This window comes from Variovorax sp. (assembly GCF_965279555.1).
Classification (GTDB): domain Bacteria; phylum Pseudomonadota; class Gammaproteobacteria; order Burkholderiales; family Burkholderiaceae_C; genus Variovorax.
The window spans coordinates 2,437,637-2,459,850 of sequence record NZ_OZ257247.1; the positions used below are offsets into that span (position 1 = coordinate 2,437,637).

A 22,214-nucleotide genomic window follows, 5' to 3' on the forward strand; every position below is an offset into this window, starting at 1 on the left:
GAACGATGTTATTCCATTCTTCCCTACGCAAGGAGCTGTCCCGCAGCTTCGGAGCGACCCTCGTGGTTCTGGTCACCATCGTGATGACCATGATGCTCATCCGTACCCTCGGGCTCGCGTCCAAGGGCAGTGTGAACCCGCAGGAGGTGTTCCTGGTCATGGCCTACACGGTGCTCGGCTACATGCCGACCATCCTGAGCCTGAGCCTGTTCATCGCCATCGTCGGCACGCTCTCGCGCATGTACCGCGACAGCGAAATGGTCATCTGGTTCTCCAGCGGCCGCGGCCTCATGGACTTCGTGCAGCCGCTGTTCCGCTTCGCCTGGCCGGTGCTGATCCTGATCGCGGTGATGGCACTGGTGGGCTGGCCGTGGGCCAACTCGCAGACCATCGGCATGCGCAAGCAGTACGAGCAGCGCAGCGACATCGAGCGCGTGTCGCCCGGTGAATTCCGCGAATCCGCGGGCCGGGTGCGGGTGTTCTTCATCGACAAGGAAACGCCGGACAACTCCAAGGCCACCAACGTCTTCATCTGGTCGATCGAGCGCAACATGCAGATCACCACCTCGGCGCGCAGCGGCAGCATCGAGAACATCGGAAACTCCCGCTACCTGCTGCTCAACAACGGCCAGCGCCTGGAACAGCCGATGGCCAACACCGGCCTGAAAATCAGCGAATTCAAGACCTACGGCACCCGCGCCGGCGGCAGCGACGGGCTCACGAACGACGCCACGCCTTCGCGCGCCCGCACCACGCTGTCGCTGCTGACCGACCCGAGCGACATGAGCCGGGGCGAACTCGCCTGGCGCATCGGCATGCTGCTGACCGCCATCAACTTCGTGCTGCTGGCGCTGAACGTCTCCAGCGCCAATCCCCGCGTCGGGCGCAGCGGCAACCTGCTGCTCGCGCTGTTCGCCTTCGTCGTCTACTACAACATGCTCAACCTGGGCCAGAGCTGGATCAGCTCGGGCCGCTTCAGCATGGGCAGCTTCATGCTTGTGCTGCACGGCGGCGTGCTTCTCATCAACCTCGCATGGCTGAGCGCGCGCCAGAACAACTGGGGCCGCCGCGCGAAGAAAGTCCGCGCCGCCGCGCCTGCGACCACTCCCAAGATCGAACCCACCGCGTGAAAACGATAAGACGCCTGATCTACGTGGAGGTGCTGAAGTCCGTCGCGTTCGTGACGCTCGGCTTCCTGAGCCTCTTCTTCTTCTTCGACTTCGTCGATGAACTGCAGTCCATCGGCAAGCCGGACAGCCTCGACTACGGGCCCGTGCAGGCACTGATCTACGTGGCCCTGCTGATCCCTAGCCACCTGTACGAGCTGCTGCCGATCACCGTGCTGATCGGCTCCATCTTCGTCATGGCGCGGCTCGCGCAAAGCTCTGAATACACCATCCTGCGCACCAGCGGCCTGGGCCCGTGGCGCGCGCTGCGCACCCTGCTGCTGCTGGGCCTGAGCTTCGTCGTGCTGACCTTCGCGGTCGGCGACTACCTGGCGCCGAACTCGGAGCGCACCGGGCAACTGCTGAAGGCGCGCTACCAGGGCACCTATTCGCTGGCGGGCAACACCGGCGCGTGGCTCAAGGAAAAGCGCGGCGATGTCTCGTACGCGGTGAATGTGCTGGCCATCGACCGCGGCGGCTCGCTCAAGAGCCCGCGCATCTTCGAGTTCGACGACAAGGGCTACATCAAGACGCAGACGCTCGCGGCCTCCGCCCGCATCGGCGACGACGGCCACTGGATCCTCACCGACGTCGACCAGCAGAAGTACGACACGCAGGGCTCGGCCGACCAGGCCCACATCGTCAGCACCAAGCTCCCCGAGCTGAACTGGCCGACCTCGCTGACCGCCGAAATGGTGTCGGTCGCCCTCCTGCGCCCCGACCGCATGAGCACGATCGACCTGTTCGACTACATCCGCCACCTCGACGCCAACGGCCAGACCGCCCAGCGCTACGAGATCGAGTTCTGGCGCAAGGTTTTCTATCCGCTGTCGTGCCTGGTGATGGTCGTGCTCGCCCTGCCCTTCGCCTACCTGCACTTCCGCCAGGCCGGCATCACGACCTATGTGTTCGGCGGCGTGATGATCGGCATCAGCTTCTTCCTGCTGAACAACGTGTTCGGCTACCTCGGCAACCTTGGCAACTGGTCGCCATGGCTCACGGCGGCGGCGCCGGGGCTGATCTACTCGGTGATGTCCTTGACGGCCTTCAGCTGGCTGGTGCTCCGGCGATGACGGCGCCGGCACGAGGCAGGCAGGTCCAGGGCATCGTCCTGCTGGCGCATGGCTCGCGTGACGAGCGTTGGCGCGAACCCATCGAGGCAGTGGCCGCGCGCGTGACCAGCCGCACCCCTGACGCGCTGGTGGCCTGCGCCTACATGGAACTGGCCGCCCCCGACCTTTCCACGGCAGTAGCGGCCCTGGTGACCGCCGGCGCCACGGCCATCAGGCTCGTTCCGCTCTTCCTGGGCATGGGCAAGCACGCACGCGAAGACCTCCCGCTGCAGGTCGAAGAGCTTCGCCAGCGCTGGCCTGCCATCGACATCTCGCTGGCCCGGATCGTGGGCGAAGAGCCTGAACTGGTCGACCTGCTGGCCAAAATTGCTATCAAAAACTGAAGATCCGGCAATTTCGATAGATTCCGAAGGCATAATGAATTCCGCAATAAGACGGAATTTGATATGAATCTGCATCAGTTCAAGTTTGTTCAGGAAGCCGTGCGGCGCAACCTGAACCTCACCGAGGCAGCCAAGGCGCTCCACACCTCGCAGCCCGGTGTCTCCAAGGCCATCATCGAGCTCGAGGAAGAACTGGGCGTTGAAATCTTCGCGCGCCACGGCAAGCGGCTCAAGCGCGTCACCGAGCCGGGCCAGCATGTCATTGCCAGCATCGAACTCATCATGCGCGAGGTGGGCAACCTCAAGCGCATCGGCGAGCAGTTCAGCGCGCAGGACAGCGGCACCCTTTCCATCGCCACTACCCACACCCAGGCGCGCTACGTGCTGCCGGTGCCCGTGGCCAACCTGCGCGAGGCCTACCCCAAGGTCAACGTGAGCCTGCACCAGGGCTCGCCCGACCAGGTGGCGCGCATGGTGATCGACGAGATCGCCGAAATCGGGATTGCCACCGAATCGCTCGACGGCTACGCCGAACTGGTGACGCTGCCCTGCTACGAATGGCAGCACGTGCTGGTGCTGCCCAAGGACCATCCGCTGGCGGCCAAGGAGCGCATCTCGCTCGAAGACCTGGCGAGCGAGCCGATCATCACCTACCACCCGTCGTTCACCGGCCGCACGCGCATCGACCACGCCTTCGCACAGAAGAAGCTCACGCCGCGCATCGCGCTTGAAGCCATCGACTCCGACGTGATCAAGACCTACGTGCGCCTTGGCCTGGGCGTGGGCATCGTGGCGGAGATGGCCGTGCGCGACGAGTCGAACGCCGACCTCGTGGTGCGCCCCATGGGCCATGTGTTCGGCCAGAATATTGCCCGCGTCGCCTTCAAGCGCAGCGCCTACCTGCGCAACTTCGTCTTCAAGTTCGCAGAGCTGCTCTCCGATCGCCTAGACCGCAACCTGATCGCCAAAGCCCTCAGCGGCCACCAACAAGACTACGAGCTATGAGCACAGTTCACGCCCCGCGCACGCCCGAAGTGGGCACCAAGCTGCCCTCCGTCGGCACCACCATCTTCACGGTCATGTCGACCCTGGCCGCCGAGAAGAACGCGGTCAACCTGGGCCAGGGCTTTCCGGATTTCAACTGCGACCCGAAGCTGCTCGAGGACGTGACGGCCGCCATGGCCGCGGGCCACAACCAGTACCCGCCGATGCCGGGCATTCCGGCGCTGCGCGAGGCCATCGCCGCCAAGATCTCGGCGCTGTACGGCCACGGCTACAGCGCGGCCACGGAAATCACCGTCACCGCCGGCGCCACGCAGGCCATCATCACGGCCATCCTTGCCGTGGTGCGCCCGGGCGACGAAGTGATCGTGCTGGAGCCCTGCTACGACAGCTACGTGCCCAACATCGAGCTGGCCGGCGGCAGCGTGGTGCGCGTGCCCCTCGTGCCCGGCACCTTCCGCCCCGACTTCGACAAGATCGCAGCCGCGCTGACCCCGCGCACGCGCGCCATCATCATCAACACGCCGCACAACCCGAGCGCCACGGTCTGGACCGAGGCCGAGATGCGCAAGCTCGAGGAACTGCTCGCGCCCACCGACGTGTTCGTGATCAGCGACGAGGTCTACGAACACATGGTGTTCGACGATGTGCGCCATGAAAGCGTGGCCCGCTTCCCGGGCTTGGCGGCACGCAGCTTCATCGTCAGCAGCTTCGGCAAGACCTACCACGTCACCGGCTGGAAGGTCGGCTTCGTGGCGGCCCCCGCGCCGCTGATGGCCGAGTTCCGCAAGGTGCATCAGTTCAACGTGTTCACCGTGAACACGCCGATGCAGCACGCGCTCGCACGCTACATGGCCGAGCCCGCGCCCTACCTGGAGCTGCCCGCCTTCTACCAGCGCAAGCGCGACCTGTTCGCCGCCGGCTTGGCCGAGAAGACGCGTTTCAGGCTGCTGCGCAGCGAAGGCAGCTACTTCCAGTGCGTCGACATCTCTGCGGTGAGCGACCTGTCCGAAGCCGACTTCTGCCTCTGGCTCACGAGCGAGATCGGCGTGGCGGCGATCCCGCTGTCGGCCTTCTACGGCAACGGCTTCGACCAGCGCGTGGTGCGCTTCTGCTTCGCCAAGAAAGACGAGACGCTGCTCTCCGCGCTGGAGCGGCTCGCGCGACTCTGACGCCGGCAGCGCCGACACCAGCGGTAGGACGTTGGCTGACCACCGAAGGGGCGGCTATCCGGCGCCCCGCGCGACATGGCGGGGTGAGCATGAAAGCTCATCACAACAACGCCCTGGAGAAAACATGTCGCTCTCGTTCATTCTGCTGATCGTTCTGATCCTGATACTGATAGGCGCGCTGCCGAGCTGGGGCTACAGCCGGTCCTGGGGCTATGGTCCCAGCGGCGGCGTAGGCCTGATCGTGCTGATCGTCGTCATCCTCGTGCTCATGGGACGCATATAGGCACGAGCGGCCCATGAATGGAAAAAGCCCGCATCCGCGGGCTTTTTTCCGTCCGCCGCGCCCCTTGGCGCTCAGGCCTGCAGCTGCGCCCAGGCCTTGTCCAGCCGCTTCACGCTCACCGGCTGCGGCGTGCGCAGTTCCTGCGCGAAGAAGCTCACGCGCAGCTCCTCCAGCAGCCACCGGAATTCGAGCATTCGATCGTCCACCACGCCCTTGCGCTCGGCCACCAGGCGCCAGTAGCGCTGGTCTTGCGGCTTGAGTTCGGCGAGCTTCGCGGCGTCTCGCGCGGGGTCCGCGCGCAGCTTGTCGAGCCGCAGCACGATGGCCTTGAGGTAGCGCGCGAAGTGCTGCAGCTGCGTCCACGGCGCGTCGGCGATGAAGCGCTTGCCGACCAAGCGCTGCAGCTGTTGTGCGGCGTCCTGCACCGCATCGGGCTGGATTTTCGTGTCCTTGATCTTGCGTGCGGCGGCAGCGTATTCGACGAGGATCGTCGAAGCCAGCCTTGCCACCTCGTTCGCGATCAGTGTGAGCCGGCCACGGCCTTCGTCCAGCCGCTTCCTGAACGCGAATTCGTCGGTCGGCAGAGGCTCCTGCAGGAATGCGCGGTCGATCGCCACGTCGATGATCTGGGTGCGCAGCTCCTCCGAGGTGCCGAGCGGCATGTAGGCCACCGACATTTTCTGCAGGTCGGGGATGTTCTTCTCGAGGTACTTGAGCGCGTCTTTCAGCTGCAGCGCGAACAGGCGGCGCAGGCCGGCGCGGTGCTTGGCGGCGGCCACGGCCGGCTCGTCGAACACCTCGATGGTCACGGCGTCCCCTTCGTCGCGCAGCGCCGGAAAGCCGATCAGCGACTGCGAGCCGCGCCGCACTTCCATCAGCTCCGGCAACTCGCCGAAGGTCCAGCTCGTGTAGCGCTGGCCGGCGGGCAATGCGGCGGGCGCGGGTGCGCTGGCGGCTTTCGCAGGCGCCTTGGAGCCTTGGTCCGACGAGGCCGCGTCTTTCTTCTCAGGCGACGCCTTCACGTTGAGCCCCGCCAGCGCCTGGAACGCTCCGCGTGCCTGTGCACCGAGTTCGGCCTTCAGCGCACCAAGATTGCGCCCCATGCCCAACTGCCGCCCGTGCTCGTCGATCACGCGCAGGTTCATGAACAGATGCGGCGGCAGCATGTCGAGCTTGAAGTCGGCGCGCTTGACGTCGATGCTGGTCATGTCGCGCACGCGCTTGAGCAGCACGTCGGTCAGCGAGCCGGTGCCGAACAGCTCGGGCACCGACAGCTCCTCCGCCAGCTTGCCGGCCGATTCGGGCAGCGGCACCAGCCGCGAACGCGGGCGCTGCGGCAGGCTCTTGAGCAGCGCCTGGATCTTGTCCTTGAGCATGCCCGTCACCAGCCACTCGCAGCGCTCCTCGCTCACCTGGTTGAGCACGAACAGCGGCACGCTGACCGTGAGGCCGTCCTTTGCGTCGCCCGGCTCGTGCAGATAGCTCGCGGCGCAATCGACGCCGCCCAGGCGCAGCGTCGGCGGGAACGACTGGGTGGTGATGCCCGCCGCCTGATGGCGCATCAGCTCGTCGCGCGTCAGGTACAGCAGGCGCGGCTGCTCCTTCGAGGCATGGCGATACCAGTTCTCGAAAGTGATGCCGCTCGCCACGTCGGCGGGCAACTGCGCGTCGTAGAAGGCGAAGATCAGCTCGTCGTCGACCAGCACGTCCTGCCGGCGCGACTTGTGCTCCAGCCCCTCGACCTCGCGCACCAGCTTGCGGTTGGCCGTGAGGAACGGGAACTTGCTCTCCCACTGCCCGCCGACCAGCGCCTCGCGAATGAAGATTTCGCGCGCCGCGACCGGATCGACCTTGGTGAAGTCGACGCGCCGCCCGCTGTAGACCACCAGGCCGTAAAGCGTGGCGCGCTCCAGCGCCGAGACCTGCGCGCCCTTCTTCTCCCAGTGCGGGTCGAGCAGCTGCTTCTTCAGCAGGTGGCCCGCCACCTGCTCGAGCCACTGCGGCTCGATGTTGGCAATGCCGCGCCCGAAGAGCCGCGTGGTCTCGACGAGTTCGGCCGCCACGATCCAGCGGCCCGGCTTCTTCTTCAGGTGCGCGCCCGGGTGCTTGTAGAACTTGATGCCCCGCGCGCCCAGGTACGCCTCGTCGTCCTCGAGCTTCCAGCCCACGTTGCCCAGCAGGCCGGCGAGCATCGACAGATGCAGCGGCTCGTAGCCCGCGGGCTCGGCGTTGATGCGCCACTTGTGCTCGGTGACCACCGTGAGCAGCTGCGAATGGATGTCGCGCCATTCGCGCACGCGTCGGATGTTGATGAAGTTCTGGCGCAGCAACTGCTCGTACTGGCGGTTGCTGAGCTTGTGGGTGTCGCCGTGGCCGCCGCGCGCGTCGGCGATCCATTTCCACAGCCGCAGATAGCCGCTGAACTCGCTTTTCTCGTCGTCGAATTTCGAGTGCGCCTGGTCGGCCTGCTGCTGCGCGTCCATCGGGCGGTCGCGCACGTCCTGCACGCTGAGGGCCGACGCGATGATCAGCACTTCTTCGAGTGCGCCGCGCGCGCGGGCTTCCAGAATCATGCGGCCCACGCGCGGATCAAGCGGCAGCCGCGACAGTTCGGCGCCGGTGTGCGTGAGTTCGTTGGCGTCGTCGACCGCGCCAAGCTCGTTCAGCAACTGATAGCCGTCGGCAATCGCGCGCGGCGACGGTGCCTCGAGGAACGGAAAGCGCGCCACGTCGCCCAGCCTCAGCGACTTCATCCGCAGGATGACGCCCGCCAGCGAGGAGCGCAGGATTTCCGGATCGGTGAAGCGCGGGCGGCCTTCGAAGTCTTTCTCGTCGTACAGGCGGATGCAGATGCCGTTCGCCACCCGCCCGCAGCGGCCCGCGCGCTGGTTGGCCGCGGCCTGGCTGATCGGCTCGACCAGCAACTGCTCGACCTTGCTGCGGAAGCTGTAGCGCTTGACGCGCGCGGTGCCGGTGTCGATCACGTAGCGGATGCCCGGCACGGTGAGCGAGGTCTCGGCCACGTTGGTGGCCAGCACGATGCGCCGTCCGTTGTGGCTTTCGAAGATGCGGTCCTGCTCGGGGCCCGACAGCCGCGCAAACAGCGGCAGCACTTCGGCGCTGCGGAACAGCGGCTGGTGGCTGACGTGGCGGCGCAGGTGGTCGGCGGCTTCGCGGATCTCGCGCTCGCCGGGCAGGAAGACCAGGATGTCGCCCGCGTTGTGCGGGTCGCGCCAGAGCTCGTCGACCGCATCGGCGATGGCGTCGTTCAGGTCGTGCTCGCGCGACTCTTCGAACGGGCGATAGCGCTGCTCCACCGGGAAGGTTCGGCCCGACACCATGATGGTCGGCGCCGGCCCCTTGGCCGAGGCGAAATGCTGGGCGAAGCGGTCGGCGTCGATGGTGGCCGAGGTGACGATCACCTTCAGGTCGGGCCGGCGCGGAAGAATCTCGCGCAGGTAGCCCAGCAGGAAGTCGATGTTCAGCGAGCGCTCGTGCGCCTCGTCGATGATGAGGGTGTCGTAGGCCTTCAGCAGCGGATCGGTCTGCGTCTCGGCCAGCAAGATGCCGTCGGTCATGAGCTTGACCGAGGCATCGCGCGACAGGCGGTCCTGGAAACGCACCTTGAAGCCGACCACGTCGCCCAGCGGCGTCTTCAATTCTTCCGCGATGCGCTTGGCCACCGAACTGGCGGCAATGCGTCGCGGCTGCGTATGGCCGATGAGCCGGCCCTTGCCCGGCTCGGCGTTGAGCTTGCCGCGCCCCAGGGCGAGTGCGATCTTGGGCAGCTGCGTAGTCTTGCCCGAGCCCGTTTCGCCGCACACGATCACGACCTGGTGCGCCGAGATGGCGGCCATGATCTCGTCGCGCCTGCCCGAGACAGGAAGCGATTCAGGAAATTCGATGCGGAGGGGTGTCGTGGTCGTCAAGGGAAAACAGTCGTCGGGCCGGCGCGGCGGGCAAACCGCAGATTATCGGTGCGCACTGCCGCTGTTGCACGGCATCCACAGGACGCGGCTTCGCTGCGACACGATCCGTAAATAGTCTTTACTCAATTGCAAACCGCCACTACGATCGCGTCCATGTCCTATCGCCTTGCCCCCACCACCTTGCGCCGTCGCTGCGCAAGCCATGCGCTCGCTGCGCATGGAAGGGCCAAGTTGCCTCGCCCGGCCTGAAGCCCGCGCCTCGCGTGCGCTCCGTACGCCGGAGCACCGCAACCGACATCCACAGCGTCCGGCCGCCGGCTCCTTGTTTCGAAGGAGCGGCCGCCTTTGCGTACCTGTACTTGTTCGACAAGAAGAAAAACACCATGCCAAAAGACATCCGTTCCAACCTGCACGCCGAGCTTTCCGAGCGCTCGCGCCATCTGCAGACCGTTTCCGAGGCGCTGAAGACCGAGCTCTTCGGCATCGACGACATCATCGATCGCGTGATCGATTCGCTGCGCGCCTGGTATGTGCTGCCGCAGCTCATCAGCCGCCCCGTGGTGGTCTGCCTCTGGGGCCTCACCGGCACCGGCAAGACCCAGCTGGTGCGCAGGCTCGCCCAGCACCTGGGCTTCTACGACCGCTTCATCGAAGTACAGATGGACGGCTTCAGCCACGGCTCGGGCTATCACAGCCGCGGCTCCATCTCGGCCATGCTGGCCGAGTCGGGCATTGCCGAGGGCAAGCCCGGCATCCTGGTGCTCGACGAATTCCAGCGCTTTCGCACAGTCGACGGCAACGGCCACGACGCCAAGGTCGAGCGCTACCAGGACGTGTGGGCGCTGCTGTCCGACGGCCGCCTGCCGCCGGCGCTGTCGATGCTGGGCGAAATCGAATCGTCGCTAGCGCAGGCCGAGTACGTGCAGGACCGCGACGGCGCCAGCGACAACAAGAAGAAGGACGACAAGAAGCGCAAGCTGCACCTGTCGCCCTGGGAAGCGCGCGAGGTGAAGCGCTGCCTCAAGCTGTCAGAAACCCTGCTTCAGATCATGGCCTGGAAGCCCGCCGAGGTGCACGCGCGCCTGCGCGCCTTCCGCGACACGCAGCAGAGCTGGGAGACCGACTACAGCAAGCTGCTGGTGTTCGTATCCGGCAACCTCGACGAGATGTACGCCGAGACCGCCCGCCGCGTCGAAGACTGCGACACCGACGCCGACATCTTCCATGCGCTGACGAAGAAGCTCTCCGTCATCGACGTGAAGAAGGCGCTGGCCGAGCGCTTCCGCCCCGAGCAGATCGCCCGCCTGGGCAACAACCACGTGATCTACCCCTCGTTCAACCGCGCGACCTACGTGCGCCTGATCCTGTCGATCTGCGACCGCTACGTGGCCGAGATCCAGGAGAGCTCCGGCGTGCGCTTCGTGCTCGACGCCAGCGTTTACGAGCAGATCTATGCCAACGCCGTGTTCCCGGCGCAGGGCACGCGCCCGCTCTTCTCTTCGATCCACGCGATCCTGAGCGCCACGCTGGTAAATGCCGCGCTGTGGGCGCTGGAGCAAGGCGCCGACGGCAGCGAGCCGGTGTGGCTCGCGCTGGACGCGCGCGCCTCGTGCATCGCGGCCAAATACCGCAAGGCGCGCCGCCAGTTCCCCGTGGCGCTGGAGCTGAACCGCCTCAAGCAGCGTTCGAGCGAAGACTTCCGCGCCCTGCTCGCCGTGCACGAAGCCGGCCACGGCGTGGCCTACGGCCTGCTGTTCGGCCGCGCACCGCAGGAGATCAAGATCAACGTGGCCTCGTTCGAGGGCGGCTACAACAGCTACGAGCAGCGCAAGGCCTGGTCGAAGGAAAACCTGCGCGACCGCATCTGCGTCAGCCTGGCGGGCCGCGCCGCCGAGCTGCTGGTGTTCGGCGAGGCGGCCACCACCTCGGGCGCCGTGCAGGACTTCATCCAGGCCACGGCCTGCGCTGCGCAATACGTGCGCCACTTCGCCTTCGGCACGCGCCTGAGCCGCACCGACATCTCGAACGATCCGGAAGACAACCGCAATACCGACGTCAAGGCGACCGACCCCGAGATCGAGGCCCTGCTGGTGCAGGAGCATGCACGCGCTCTCTCGCTGCTCGAAGCGCACACACCCACGCTGATGGCGGTGGTCGACGCGCTGATGCGCGAAGGCTCCATCGCGCCGGCCGACCTCGCCGCCATGCTCGACCTGCCGGACCCGGCGACGAGCGATACCGGCGCATCGACCGATGCCTATTCGGCGCTGCTGGCGAGCTTTCGCGCGCGCCACGGCGGGCTGCCCGCGCCACCTTCCGAGGGTTCCGGCGGCGGCTCCATTCCGGCCAGCGCGGCCCGCGTGCTGCGCGCGATCGCCTGACATGGCCTGATATCGCCCGGCATTGGCCAAGTCAGGCAAACGCCTTTTCATGAATGCACAATCACGCCCCATGTCCACCGTCTTCAATTTCACCTTCGTGCCCTGGTTCCGCTCGGTCGCGCCCTACATCCACACGCATCGCGGTAAGACTTTCGTGGTCGGGCTGGCGGGCGAGGCGATCGCGGCGGGCAAGCTGCAGAACATCGCGCAAGACCTGGCGCTGATCCAGAGCATGGGCGTCAAGATCGTGCTGGTGCACGGCTTTCGCCCGCAGGTCAACGAACAGCTCGCGGCCAAGGGCCACGAGGCAAAGTACTCGCACGGCATCCGCATCACCGACGAAGTGGCGCTCGACTCCGCACAGGAAGCCGCCGGCCAGTTGCGCTACGAGATCGAGGCCGCCTTCAGCCAGGGCCTGCCCAACACGCCGATGGCCGGCTCGACGGTGCGCGTGATCTCGGGCAACTTCATCACCGCGCGCCCCGTGGGCGTGGTCGACGGGGTCGACTTCAAGCATTCGGGCCTGGTGCGCAAGGTGGACGCGGCGGGCATCCGCCGCACGCTCGACTTCGGCGCGATGGTGCTCATGTCGCCCTTCGGCTTCTCGCCGACCGGCGAGGCCTTCAACCTGACGATGGAAGAAGTCGCTACCAGCGTCGCCATCTCGCTGCAGGCCGACAAGCTGATCTTCCTGACGGAAATACCGGGCATCCGCATGGACAGCGAGCTGCCCGAAAGCGAAGACAACCCCATCGACACCGAACTGCCGCTGGACGCCGCCGAGAAGCTGCTCGCCTCGCTGCCGCCGCCGCAGAAGCCGACGGACACGGCCTTCTACCTGCAGCACTGCGTGAAGGCCTGCAAGGCCGGCGTGGAGCGCAACCACATCCTGCCGTTCGCGCTCGACGGCTCGTTGCTTCTGGAGGTGTACGTGCACGACGGCGTCGGCACCATGGTGATCGACGAAAAGCTCGAAAGCCTGCGCGAGGCCACGGTGGACGACATCGGCGGCATCCTGCAGCTCATCGAGCCCTTCGAGCGCGACGGTACGCTTGTCAAGCGCGACCGCAACGAGATCGAGCGCGACGTGGGCCACTACACGGTGATCGAGCACGACGGCGTGATCTTCGGCTGCGCGGCGCTCTACCCGTACCCCGAGGAGCGCACCGCCGAGATGGCCGCGCTCACGGTGTCGCCGCATACGCAGTCGCAGGGCGACGGCGAACGCATCCTCAAGCGCATCGAGCACCGCGCCAAGGCCATGGGCCTGGACAGCATCTTCGTGCTCACCACGCGCACCATGCACTGGTTCCTCAAGCGCGGCTTCCAGCAGGTCAACCCCGACTGGCTGCCCGAGGCCCGCAAGCGCAAGTACAACTGGGACCGCAAGAGCCAGGTCCTGGTTAAGAAAATCTGACGCGAAGGAGACCCCACGATGTCGCTCGCCACCGCCCTGCTCTTCGCCATCGTGGCCTTCGCCGCCATCGCCACGCCCGGCCCCACGGTGCTGCTGGCGCTCAGCAACGGGTCCCGGCACGGCGTGCGACGCGCGCTGCCGGGCATGCTCGGTGCGGTGCTCTCCGATTTCGTGCTGGTGGGCGCCGTGGCGCTCGGGCTCGGCGCGCTGCTGGCTGCGTCGGAGTTCTGGTTCTCGATGCTGAAGTGGGTCGGCGCGGTCTACCTCGCGTGGCTGGGCCTGCGCATGCTGCGCTCCAAGGGCGGGTTGCAGCTGCCGACGGCCGATGCCGCCGCGTCGGTGACGGCGGGCGAAAGCCGCCGGATCTTCTTCAAGTCCTTCCTGGTGGCGGTGACCAACCCGAAGGGCTACATCTTCTGCTCGGCGCTGTTGCCGCAGTTCATCGATCCTTCGGCTGCGCAGGCGCCGCAGTACCTGATCATTGCCCTGATCTTCGCGGGCCTGGACATGACCGTGATGCTGGCCTACGCCTTCGTCGGCGCCCGCGCGATCCGGCTTCTGACCGTGTCGGCCACCCGCTGGATCGACCGCGCCTGCGGCGGCATGCTGCTGGCGCTGGCTGGCTCGCTGGCCTTCTACAGGCGCAGCGCGGCCTGACCGCCCCTACCACCCCCAATGTTCCCGCCTGGCCGGTCCTGACGGCCAGGCATGCCTGCGCGTTTCTTTTTTAACGGAGGAGAAGAAAGAATGAAGTACTGGAACTGGACAACGACCCTGGGCGCCACGCTCTTGGCGGCATCGGCACTGGTGGCTGGCTGCGGCGACAAGGCCGGCACGGCCGACAAAACAGGGGCAGCCCCGCAAGCCAAGGCCATGCCCGCCGACACCGAGCAGCAGCAAATCGAGAAATACAACATCTACGTCGACGTGTCGAACAGCCTGAGCACCTCGTTCCAGCAAGCGCGCGAGGAATACATGGCGCAGCAGGTGCCGCTGCTGCAGGCCAAGGCGCCGCTGACCAGCCTGCGCATCCAGAACGACATCTTCATCGACCGCTCGGCGAAGAAGCTCGATACCGCCGCAGCCATCGGCGCGCCGATGCCCGAGATCGATGAATCGGCCAAGGCGTTTTCCGCCGCTCTCAAGGTGCTCTCGCCGCTGAGCCGCGAGCTGAACAACTACGCCAACTCCAAGGGCTACCTTGCCGACAACGGCGACAAGGCCCGCCAGATGAACACCGACTACCTGGCCGCGCTCACCACCGTCGCCAAGGCAGAGGCCGCGTTCGACGACGGCCTGAGCGCCCGCGACCGGGTCCTGACCAAGGAGGCCTTCGAGAAGGCCCCGAAGGACACCGCCGCCTACTACCGCGCCGGGCTCATCTACCACGGCAAGCTCAACCACGGCGACGCCAATGCGTTGTTCGAATCGCCCAACGACCCCAAGGCGCTGGCTGCCTTCGAGGCCTCGCTGGCGCTGGTGGCCGAGTCGGCCGAGGGCTGGAGCAAGAAGATGGGCGAGCAGTCCGCCAAGAGCGGCAAGGTCTGCGACGGCGGCATGCTGAAGATCAACGAGTTCATCGGCCAGTCGCGCTCGATGGTCAAGGACATCAAGGACGGCGTGTTCAAGCGCAAGGAAAGCGGTGCGATGGCCCGGTTGCCGGCGCACATGCGCAGCTCCAGCATCGTCAACTCGGCCAACCGCTACAACCAGAACTTCGCCAACATGATCGGCCAGTTCAACCACCCGCTCTGCTGAAGCGCTGCCGGTCACGACGCGGCCTGCGGCAGGCTGAGCAGGCACGCGTCCATCGGCGGCCCGGGCGGTCGCCGATAATCCGGGCCATGAATCCCTTGCTCTCCAGGTTGCAGCCCTATCCCTTCGAGCGGCTGAAGCAACTGTTCGCGGGCGTCACGCCCAACCCCGAATTCCCCGCCATCAGCCTGGGAATCGGCGAACCCAAGCACGCCACGCCGGCCTTCATCAAGGAGGCGCTGAGCAACAGCCTGGGCGCGCTGGCCGCCTACCCGGCCACCGCCGGCGACCTGAAGCTGCGCACCGCCTTCACCGACTGGCTCCAGACCCGCTACGGCCTGGCGCTCGACCCGGCCACGCAGGTGCTGCCGGTCAACGGCTCGCGCGAGGCGCTGTTCTCGCTGGCCCAGACCGTGATCGACGCCACCGTGTCGCCGCAGCCGGTGGTGATCTCGCCCAATCCGTTCTATCAGATCTACGAGGGCGCAGCCCTGCTCTCGGGCGCCGAGCCTTACTACGCGCCGAGCATTCCCGCGCGCAATTTCGCGGTCGACTGGGACAGCGTCCCCGAAGCCGTCTGGGCCCGCACGCAGCTGGTGTTCGTGTGCTCGCCGGGCAATCCGACCGGCGCGGTGATGTCGCTCGACGAATGGAAGAAGCTCTTCGCCCTGTCGGACCGCCACGGCTTCGTGATCGCGGCCGACGAGTGCTACAGCGAGATCTACTTCCGCGACGAGCCCCCGCTCAGCGGCCTGGAGGCCTCGGTGAAGCTGGGCCGACCCGACTTCAGGAACCTGATCGCGCTGACCTCGCTGTCCAAGCGCAGCAACGTGCCGGGGCTGCGCAGCGGCTTCGTGGCCGGCGACGCGGCCATCATCAAGAAGTTTCTGCTCTACCGCACCTACCACGGCAGCGCCATGAGCGGCACCGTGGCCGCCGCCAGCATCGCGGCCTGGGGCGACGAGGCCCATGTGGTCGAGAACCGCGCCATGTACCGCGCCAAGTTCGCGGCCGTCACGCCACTGCTCGAACCGGTGCTCGACGTGCGGCTGCCCGACGCCAGTTTCTACCTCTGGGCCGGCGTGCCCGAAGTGTGGGCTGGCGACGACGAAGCCTTCGCCCGTGCGCTCTACGCTCAATACAATGTCACGGTTCTGCCGGGCAGCTATCTGGCGCGCGACACCAGCCACAGCGCCAACCCCGGGCGGGGCCGCATCCGCATGGCGCTGGTGGCGGAAACAGCCGAATGCGTCGAGGCCGCCGAGCGCATCGTGCGCTTCTGCAAGGACAACACGGCCGGCCGCCGCTGACCCGCGCCCCGGCTCCCATTTTTCACACGAGACCTTCTCCATGACCCAGCAACTGCAACAAATCATCGACGCCGCGTGGGAAGACCGCGCCAACATCTCGCCCTCCGCCTCGTCGGCCGAAGTGCGCGACGCCGTCGATCACGTCATCACCGAACTCAACAACGGCAAGCTGCGCGTGGCCACCCGCGAAGGCATGGGCCAGTGGACCGTGCACCAGTGGATCAAGAAGGCCGTGCTGCTGTCGTTCCGCCTGAAGGACAACGAGCAGATCCAGGCCGGCTCGCTCGGCTTCTACGACAAGGTGCCGACCAAGTTCTCGCACCTGTCGGCCAGCGAGCTGAAGGAATCGGGCGTGCGCATCGTGCCGCCGGCCGTGGCCCGCCGCGGCAGCTACATCGCCAAGGGCGCGATCCTGATGCCCTCGTACGTGAACATCGGCGCCTACGTGGGCGAAGGCACCATGGTCGACACCTGGGCCACCGTGGGTTCGTGCGCGCAGGTCGGTGCCAACGTGCACCTGTCGGGCGGCGTGGGCCTGGGCGGCGTGCTCGAGCCCCTGCAGGCCAACCCGACCATCATCGAGGACAACTGCTTCATCGGCGCGCGCTCCGAAGTGGTCGAAGGCGTGATCGTCGAAGAAAACTCGGTGCTCGGCATGGGCGTGTACATCGGCCAGAGCACCCCCATCTTCAACCGCGACACCGGCGAAATCTCCTACGGCCGCGTGCCGAGCGGCAGCGTGGTCATCAGCGGCAACCTGCCCAAGAAGACCAAGTCGGGCCAGGACTACAGCACCTACGCCGCGATCATCGTCAAGACGGTCGACGCGCAGACGCGCTCCAAGACCAGCCTGAACGACCTGCTGCGAGACTGATCGCTCCCCCGGAGCACGCGCCTTTCCGCCTGAGAGAACAACAGCACCCGAGGAGAGAGACCGATGAACATGATGGAGCGAATTCTTCGCCTGATGGCCGAGCGCAGGGCCTCCGATATCTATCTGTCGGCCCACTCCCCGGTGCTGATCCGCATCAACGGCAACTGCGTGCCCATCAACGCTCAGGTGCTGCCGCCCTCGGCGCCGCTGGCGCTGCTGGCCGAGGTGGCGCCCCCCGAGCGCATCCAGGAACTGGAGAGCACCGGCGAGCTCAACATGGCGCTGGCCCTCGAGGGCACCGGCAACTACCGTATCAGCGCCATGCGCCAGCGCGGCTCCTATGCGGTGGTGGTGCGCTACATCAGCCACACCATTCCGCGCTTTGCCGACCTGAACCTGCCAGACATCCTGAAGACGCTCATCATGGAACGGCGCGGGCTGATCCTGATGGTGGGCGCCACGGGCGCGGGCAAGACCACCACGCTGGCCTCGATGCTGGACTACCGCAACGAGAACGCCAGCGGCCACATCATCACGGTCGAAGAGCCGATCGAATTCACATTCACCAACAAGAAGTCGGTGGTGAACCAGCGCGACGTGGGCAGCGACACCGCCTCGCTGCATGTCGCGCTGAAGAACGCGCTGCGCCAGGCGCCCGACGTGATCCAGATCGGCGAAATCCGCGACCGCGAAACCATGACGGCCGCCATTGCCTATGCGCAGTCGGGCCACCTTTGCGTGGCCACGCTGCACGCCAACAACAGCTACCGCGCGCTGAACCGCATCCTGGGCTTCTACCCCGTCGAGGTGCGCGCCACGCTGCTGGGCGACCTGGGCGGCGCGCTGCGCGCCGTGGTGTCGCAGCGCCTGCTGCGCACCCAGGCCGGCAGCCGCGTGCCCGCTGTCGAGGTCATGCTCAACACCGCGCTGGTGGCCGAACTCATCGAAAAAGGCGACTTCTCCGGCGTCAAGGAAGCCATGGAGAAGTCGATGGCCGAGGGCTCGCAGACCTTCGAGGAAGACATCGCCCGGCTCATCACCGAAGAGCGCGTGACCCGCGAAGAAGGCCTGGCCCAGGCCGACTCGCCCACCAACCTGCTGTGGCGCCTGCAGAACCGCGCCGCGCCCAAGGCGGTGGCCGACGACCGCAGCCTGACCGACCAGGTCGACGAACCCACCTTCACGGACATCACGCTCGACGTCCGCTTCTAGTTTCCAGAGCCACTCCTTCCGACATGTCCCGCACCCTCCAGCTCGCCGAACAACTCATCTCGCGTCCCTCGGTCACTCCCGACGACGCGGGCTGCCAGCAGATCCTCGGCGAGCGGCTGGCGCAACTGGGATTCACGCTGGAGACCATCGAGAGCGGTCCCGCCGACTTCCGCGTGACCAACCTTTGGGCCGTGCGCCGCCCGGCCAACGCCGCCGCTGCGACAAAGACGCTGGTGTTCGCCGGCCACACCGACGTGGTGCCCACCGGCCCCGTCGAGCAATGGACCAGCCACCCGTTCACGCCCACGCACCGCGACGGCAAGCTCTACGGCCGCGGCGCCTGCGACATGAAGACCTCGGTGGCCGCGTTCGTCACCTCGATCGAAGAATTCCTGCAGGCCGTGCCGCAGCCCCGCCTCACCCTGGCCCTGCTGCTCACCAGCGATGAAGAAGGCCCCGGCGTCGACGGCACGGTCGTCGTCTGCAACGCGCTGGCCGCGCGCGGCGAGGTCATCGACTACTGCATCGTCGGCGAGCCCACGGCCGTGGAACGCTGCGGCGACATGATCAAGAACGGCCGCCGCGGCACCATGAGCGGCAAGCTCACGGTCAAGGGCGTGCAGGGCCACATCGCCTATCCGCACCTGGCGAAGAACCCGGTGCATGCCGTGGCCCCCGCGCTGGCCGAGCTGGTGGCCATCAACGCCGCCGGCGGCTGGGACGCCGCGAGCAACCCCTATTTCCAGCCGACCAGCTGGCAGATCAGCAATTTCCACTCGGGCACCGGCGCGAGCAACGTGATACCGGGCAGCGCGGTGATCGACTTCAACTTCCGCTTCTCGACCGAGTCCACGCCCGAGTCGCTGCAGCAGCGCGTGCACGCCGTGCTCGACGCGCACCAGGTCGACTACACCCTGGCCTGGACAATCGGCGGCCTGCCCTTCCTGACCACGCCGGGCGAGCTCGTCACCGCCGTGCAGGGCGCCATCCGCGACGAGACCGGCATCGAGACCGAGCTGTCGACCAGCGGCGGCACCAGCGACGCGCGCTTCATCGCCAAGATCTGCAGGCAGGTGGTCGAACTCGGCCCGGTGAACGCCAGCATCCACAAGATCGACGAGCACATCGACGTGGCAGAGATCGAGACGCTGAAGAACATCTACGTGCGCACGCTGAAGCAGCTCAATGCTGCGCTTGCCGCATGAACACCGTCATCGAGCTCATCGAATCGGGCGCGAAACAGCTCGAAGCCGCCGGCGTGGCTTTCGGCCACGGCACCGCCAACGCCTTCGACGAAGCCGCCTGGCTGGTGCTTTGGCGGCTGAAGCTGCCGCTGGACGACATCGACGCCGTGGCCGACACAACCGTGTCGCCCGCCGACGCAGCAAAGGTGGCCGCGCTGATCGACGAGCGCATCGCCAGCCGCAAGCCCGCCGCCTACCTCACGAAAGAAGCGTGGCTGCAGGGCGTGCCTTTCTACGTGGACGAGCGCGCCATCGTGCCGCGCAGCTTCATCGCCGAGCTGATTGCCGACGGCAGCATCGACTACTGGCTCGGCGAACACACCCGGCGCGTGCTCGACCTGTGCACCGGCAACGGCAGCCTGGCCGTGCTGGCGGCCCTCACCTATCCGGACGTGACCGTGGACGCAGCCGACCTGTCGACCCCGGCACTCGAGGTGGCGGCCATCAACGTCACCCGCCACCAGCTGGATGCACGCGTCACGCTGATCGAATCGGACGGCCTGAAGAACCTGCCAGGCCCTTACGACCTGGTGCTGTGCAACCCGCCCTACGTCAACAGCGCCAGCATGGCCGCGCTGCCCGCCGAATACCGCGCCGAGCCCGAACTGGCCCTGGCCGGCGGCACCGACGGCATGGATTTCGTGCGCCAGCTGTTCGCCGACGCGCCTTCGCGCATGAGCGAACAGGCGGTGCTGGTGCTGGAAATCGGCAACGAGCGCGACTACTTCGAGGCGGCATTCCCGCAGCTCGAGGTGGTGTGGCTCGAAACCTCGGCAGGCGAAGACCAGGTGCTGCTCGTGACCCGTGCGGCCCTGGCGTCGCTCATCGCGCCATGAGGGCCGGTGCCGGCGTGCGTTAGCTGCGCCAGTCCCGCCCCTTTCAGCCGCTTTCTCGCAGCAACTGGCTGCGAATCCCCATTTACCGGGCGATTCCCCCGCGCCTATGCCCCTTTTCGCCGAGCCGAAGGGGCCGGGCGGGATAATCGCCCCTACGGTTCTTTTTCATGATTACTCTCAAAAACGTCATTCTTCGCCGCAGCGCCAAGGTCCTGCTCGACGGCGCCACCGTCACCCTCAACCCTGGTGAAAAGGTCGGCCTGGTGGGTCGCAACGGCGCCGGAAAGTCGACGCTGTTCGCCCTGCTCAACGGCACGCTGCACGAAGACGGCGGCGACTTTTACGTGCCCAAACAGTGGCGCATGGCCCAGGTGGCGCAGAACATGCCCGAGACGGACGAGTCGGCCACCGACTTCGTGGTCGGCGGCGACACCCGCCTCACCGAGCTGCGCGAGGCGCTGGCCGCCATCGAGGCCGCCTACGCCGAGAACCCTGACGACGCCGACATCGGCATGCAGCTGGCCCACGCCTACACCGACCTGGCCGACGCCGGCGAGCACGACGCCGTGCCGCGCGCGCAGGCGCTCATCCTGGGCCTGGGCTTCAAGGCGCACGAGCTGGACGAGCCCGTCAACAGCTTCTCGGGCGGCTGGCGCATGCGCCTGCAGCTGGCCCGCGCGCTGATGTGCCCGAGCGACCTGCTGCTGCTCGACGAACCCACCAATCACCTGGACCTGGACGCCCTGGTCTGGCTCGAAGCCTGGCTGCAGAAGTACCCCGGCACCATGATCGTCATCAGCCACGACCGCGAGTTCCTCGACGCCGTGACCGACGTCACCCTGCACATCGCCAACGCCCAGCTCACGCGCTACGGCGGCAACTACAGCAAGTTCGAGGACATGCGCGCGCTGCAGATGGAGCAGCAGCAGCAGGCCTTCGTCAAGCAGCAGGACAAGATCGCCCACCTGCAGAAGTTCATCGACCGCTTCAAGGCCAAGGCCAGCAAGGCCAAGCAGGCGCAGAGCCGGGTCAAGGCACTGGAGCGCATGGAGCGCGTGGCGCCGCTGCTGGCCGAAGCCGACTTCACCTTCGAGTTCAAGGAGCCCGGCAACATTCCCAACCCGATGCTGTCGATCACCAACGCGAGCTTCGGCTATGAGATCGAGAACGAAGAGCCCAAGACCATCCTGCGCGGCGTGAGCCGCTCGGTGCTGGCCGGGCAGCGCATCGGCATCCTGGGCGCCAACGGCCAGGGCAAGTCGACGCTGGTGAAGACCATCGCGCGCGAAATGGGCGCGCTGGCCGGCCAGGTGACCGAGGGCAAGGGCCTGAACATCGGCTACTTCGCGCAGCAGGAACTCGACGTGCTGCGCCCGCAGGACACCCCGCTCGAGCACATGGTGCGCATGGCGCGCGAGCTCGGCAGCAATGCCAAGGAAGCCACGGGCGAGCAGGCCCTGCGCGGCTTCCTGGGCAGCTTCAACTTCAGCGGCGACATGGTCAAGCAGCCCGTGGGCACCATGAGCGGCGGCGAAAAAGCCCGCCTCGTGCTTGCGATGATGGTGTGGCAGCGCCCCAACCTGCTGCTGCTGGACGAACCCACCAACCACCTGGACCTGGCCACCCGCGAGGCCCTGGCCGTGGCGCTGAACGAGTTCGAAGGCACGCTGATGCTGGTGAGCCACGACCGTGCGCTGCTGCGCTCGGTGTGCGACGAGTTCTGGCTGGTCGGCCGCGGCGTGGTCGGCGACTTCGACGGCGACCTGGACGACTACCAGCGCTACCTGCTCGACGAAGCCAAGCGCCTGCGCGAAGAAGCCAAGGTCGCCACGCGCGAGGCCGTCTCGGCCGCGGCTGCCGCAGCCGCTGCACCGGTGGCCGCCCCCGCCGCGCCGCAGCAGCGCAAGCAGGACGCGCAGGAGCGCCAGCAGCGCAGCGACCAGGCCAAGCCGATCAAGCGCGAGATCGCCCAGATCGACGAGCGCCTGGCCGCCGCCGGCACCGAACGCGCCGCGCTCGAGGCCCGCATGAGCCAGCCGCTGCCTTCCGCCGAGATTGCCGAAGCCGGCAAGCGGCTGAAGGCCCTGAACGACGAAATCGGCCGTCTCGAGGAGCGCTGGCTGGCCCTGTCGGACCAGCTCGAAGCGCTCGCGGCCTGAACCTGGAACCTGAAAGGG

17 protein-coding genes are annotated in these 22,214 nt (G+C 66.8%); 16 read left to right on the forward strand and 1 reads right to left on the reverse strand.

Annotated features, from left to right (window positions below; genetic code table 11):
* The first annotated feature begins 5 nt into the window (after nucleotides 1-5).
* The 6 genes from lptF to ACQY8B_RS11700 all read left to right on the forward strand — a co-directional run bounded on the left by lptF (nucleotide 6) and on the right by ACQY8B_RS11700 (nucleotide 5,079).
* Nucleotides 6-1,130, forward strand: coding sequence for an LPS export ABC transporter permease LptF (gene lptF / locus ACQY8B_RS11675; RefSeq protein WP_422086860.1), 1,125 nt, complete (start codon nucleotides 6-8; stop codon nucleotides 1,128-1,130).
* A complete protein-coding gene (gene lptG, locus ACQY8B_RS11680) occupies nucleotides 1,127-2,239 on the forward strand; it encodes an LPS export ABC transporter permease LptG (protein ID WP_422086861.1) in 1,113 nt (370 codons plus the stop codon). Before lptF ends, lptG begins: the two co-directional genes overlap by 4 nt.
* On the forward strand, nucleotides 2,236-2,622 hold the full coding sequence (locus tag ACQY8B_RS11685) for a sirohydrochlorin chelatase (RefSeq protein ID WP_422086862.1): 387 nt from the start codon (nucleotides 2,236-2,238) through the stop codon (nucleotides 2,620-2,622). The genes lptG and ACQY8B_RS11685 overlap by 4 nt, the downstream gene beginning before the upstream one ends.
* A gap of 63 nt (nucleotides 2,623-2,685) precedes the next feature.
* Nucleotides 2,686-3,627, forward strand: a complete 942-nt coding sequence (locus ACQY8B_RS11690; protein ID WP_007832298.1) for a CysB family HTH-type transcriptional regulator — start codon at nucleotides 2,686-2,688, stop codon at nucleotides 3,625-3,627.
* The gene (locus ACQY8B_RS11695; RefSeq protein WP_422086863.1) at nucleotides 3,624-4,796 is read left to right on the forward strand and encodes a pyridoxal phosphate-dependent aminotransferase; all 1,173 of its coding nucleotides are present in this window, start codon (nucleotides 3,624-3,626) and stop codon (nucleotides 4,794-4,796) included. The genes ACQY8B_RS11690 and ACQY8B_RS11695 overlap by 4 nt, the downstream gene beginning before the upstream one ends.
* A 124-nt stretch (nucleotides 4,797-4,920) precedes the next feature.
* On the forward strand, nucleotides 4,921-5,079 hold the full coding sequence (locus tag ACQY8B_RS11700) for a DUF3309 family protein (protein ID WP_013541242.1): 159 nt from the start codon (nucleotides 4,921-4,923) through the stop codon (nucleotides 5,077-5,079).
* Between the two features lie 71 nt (nucleotides 5,080-5,150).
* On the opposite strand, the gene hrpA is transcribed toward ACQY8B_RS11700, so the two are convergent.
* Nucleotides 5,151-8,936: an ATP-dependent RNA helicase HrpA gene (gene hrpA / locus ACQY8B_RS11705; protein ID WP_422089183.1), complete on the reverse strand. Its 3,786-nt coding sequence runs from the start codon at nucleotides 8,934-8,936 to the stop codon at nucleotides 5,151-5,153.
* Between the two features lie 455 nt (nucleotides 8,937-9,391).
* On the opposite strand from hrpA, the gene ACQY8B_RS11710 reads away from it, so the two are divergent.
* The 10 genes from ACQY8B_RS11710 (at nucleotide 9,392) to ACQY8B_RS11755 (ending at nucleotide 22,196) form a co-directional block, all read left to right on the forward strand.
* On the forward strand, nucleotides 9,392-11,389 hold the full coding sequence (locus ACQY8B_RS11710; protein ID WP_422086864.1) for an AAA family ATPase: 1,998 nt from the start codon (nucleotides 9,392-9,394) through the stop codon (nucleotides 11,387-11,389).
* A 70-nt stretch (nucleotides 11,390-11,459) separates the two neighbouring features.
* Complete coding sequence (gene argA / locus ACQY8B_RS11715; RefSeq protein ID WP_081270528.1) at nucleotides 11,460-12,806, forward strand: amino-acid N-acetyltransferase; 1,347 nt, start codon at nucleotides 11,460-11,462, stop codon at nucleotides 12,804-12,806.
* Nucleotides 12,807-12,824: 18 nt separating this feature from the next.
* A complete protein-coding gene (locus ACQY8B_RS11720) occupies nucleotides 12,825-13,463 on the forward strand; it encodes a LysE family translocator (RefSeq protein WP_422086865.1) in 639 nt (212 codons plus the stop codon).
* A 90-nt stretch (nucleotides 13,464-13,553) separates the two neighbouring features.
* Entirely contained in the window at nucleotides 13,554-14,564 is a 1,011-nt protein-coding gene (locus tag ACQY8B_RS11725) for a DUF3829 domain-containing protein (RefSeq protein ID WP_422086866.1), read from the forward strand.
* 86 nt (nucleotides 14,565-14,650) lie between these two features.
* Nucleotides 14,651-15,871, forward strand: coding sequence for a succinyldiaminopimelate transaminase (dapC, locus tag ACQY8B_RS11730; RefSeq protein ID WP_422086867.1), 1,221 nt, complete (start codon nucleotides 14,651-14,653; stop codon nucleotides 15,869-15,871).
* 40 nt (nucleotides 15,872-15,911) lie between these two features.
* Complete coding sequence (gene dapD, locus ACQY8B_RS11735) at nucleotides 15,912-16,745, forward strand: 2,3,4,5-tetrahydropyridine-2,6-dicarboxylate N-succinyltransferase (protein WP_422086868.1); 834 nt, start codon at nucleotides 15,912-15,914, stop codon at nucleotides 16,743-16,745.
* A gap of 63 nt (nucleotides 16,746-16,808) precedes the next feature.
* A complete protein-coding gene (locus tag ACQY8B_RS11740; protein WP_422086869.1) occupies nucleotides 16,809-17,957 on the forward strand; it encodes a PilT/PilU family type 4a pilus ATPase in 1,149 nt (382 codons plus the stop codon).
* Between the two features lie 23 nt (nucleotides 17,958-17,980).
* A complete protein-coding gene (gene dapE, locus ACQY8B_RS11745) occupies nucleotides 17,981-19,162 on the forward strand; it encodes a succinyl-diaminopimelate desuccinylase (protein WP_422086870.1) in 1,182 nt (393 codons plus the stop codon).
* Nucleotides 19,159-20,037 carry a 50S ribosomal protein L3 N(5)-glutamine methyltransferase gene (gene prmB, locus ACQY8B_RS11750; RefSeq protein WP_422086871.1) on the forward strand — a complete coding sequence of 293 codons (879 nt, stop codon included), beginning with the start codon at nucleotides 19,159-19,161 and terminating at the stop codon, nucleotides 20,035-20,037. Before dapE ends, prmB begins: the two co-directional genes overlap by 4 nt.
* A gap of 167 nt (nucleotides 20,038-20,204) precedes the next feature.
* Nucleotides 20,205-22,196: an ABC-F family ATP-binding cassette domain-containing protein gene (locus ACQY8B_RS11755; RefSeq protein ID WP_422086872.1), complete on the forward strand. Its 1,992-nt coding sequence runs from the start codon at nucleotides 20,205-20,207 to the stop codon at nucleotides 22,194-22,196.
* Nucleotides 22,197-22,214: the final 18 nt, after the last annotated feature.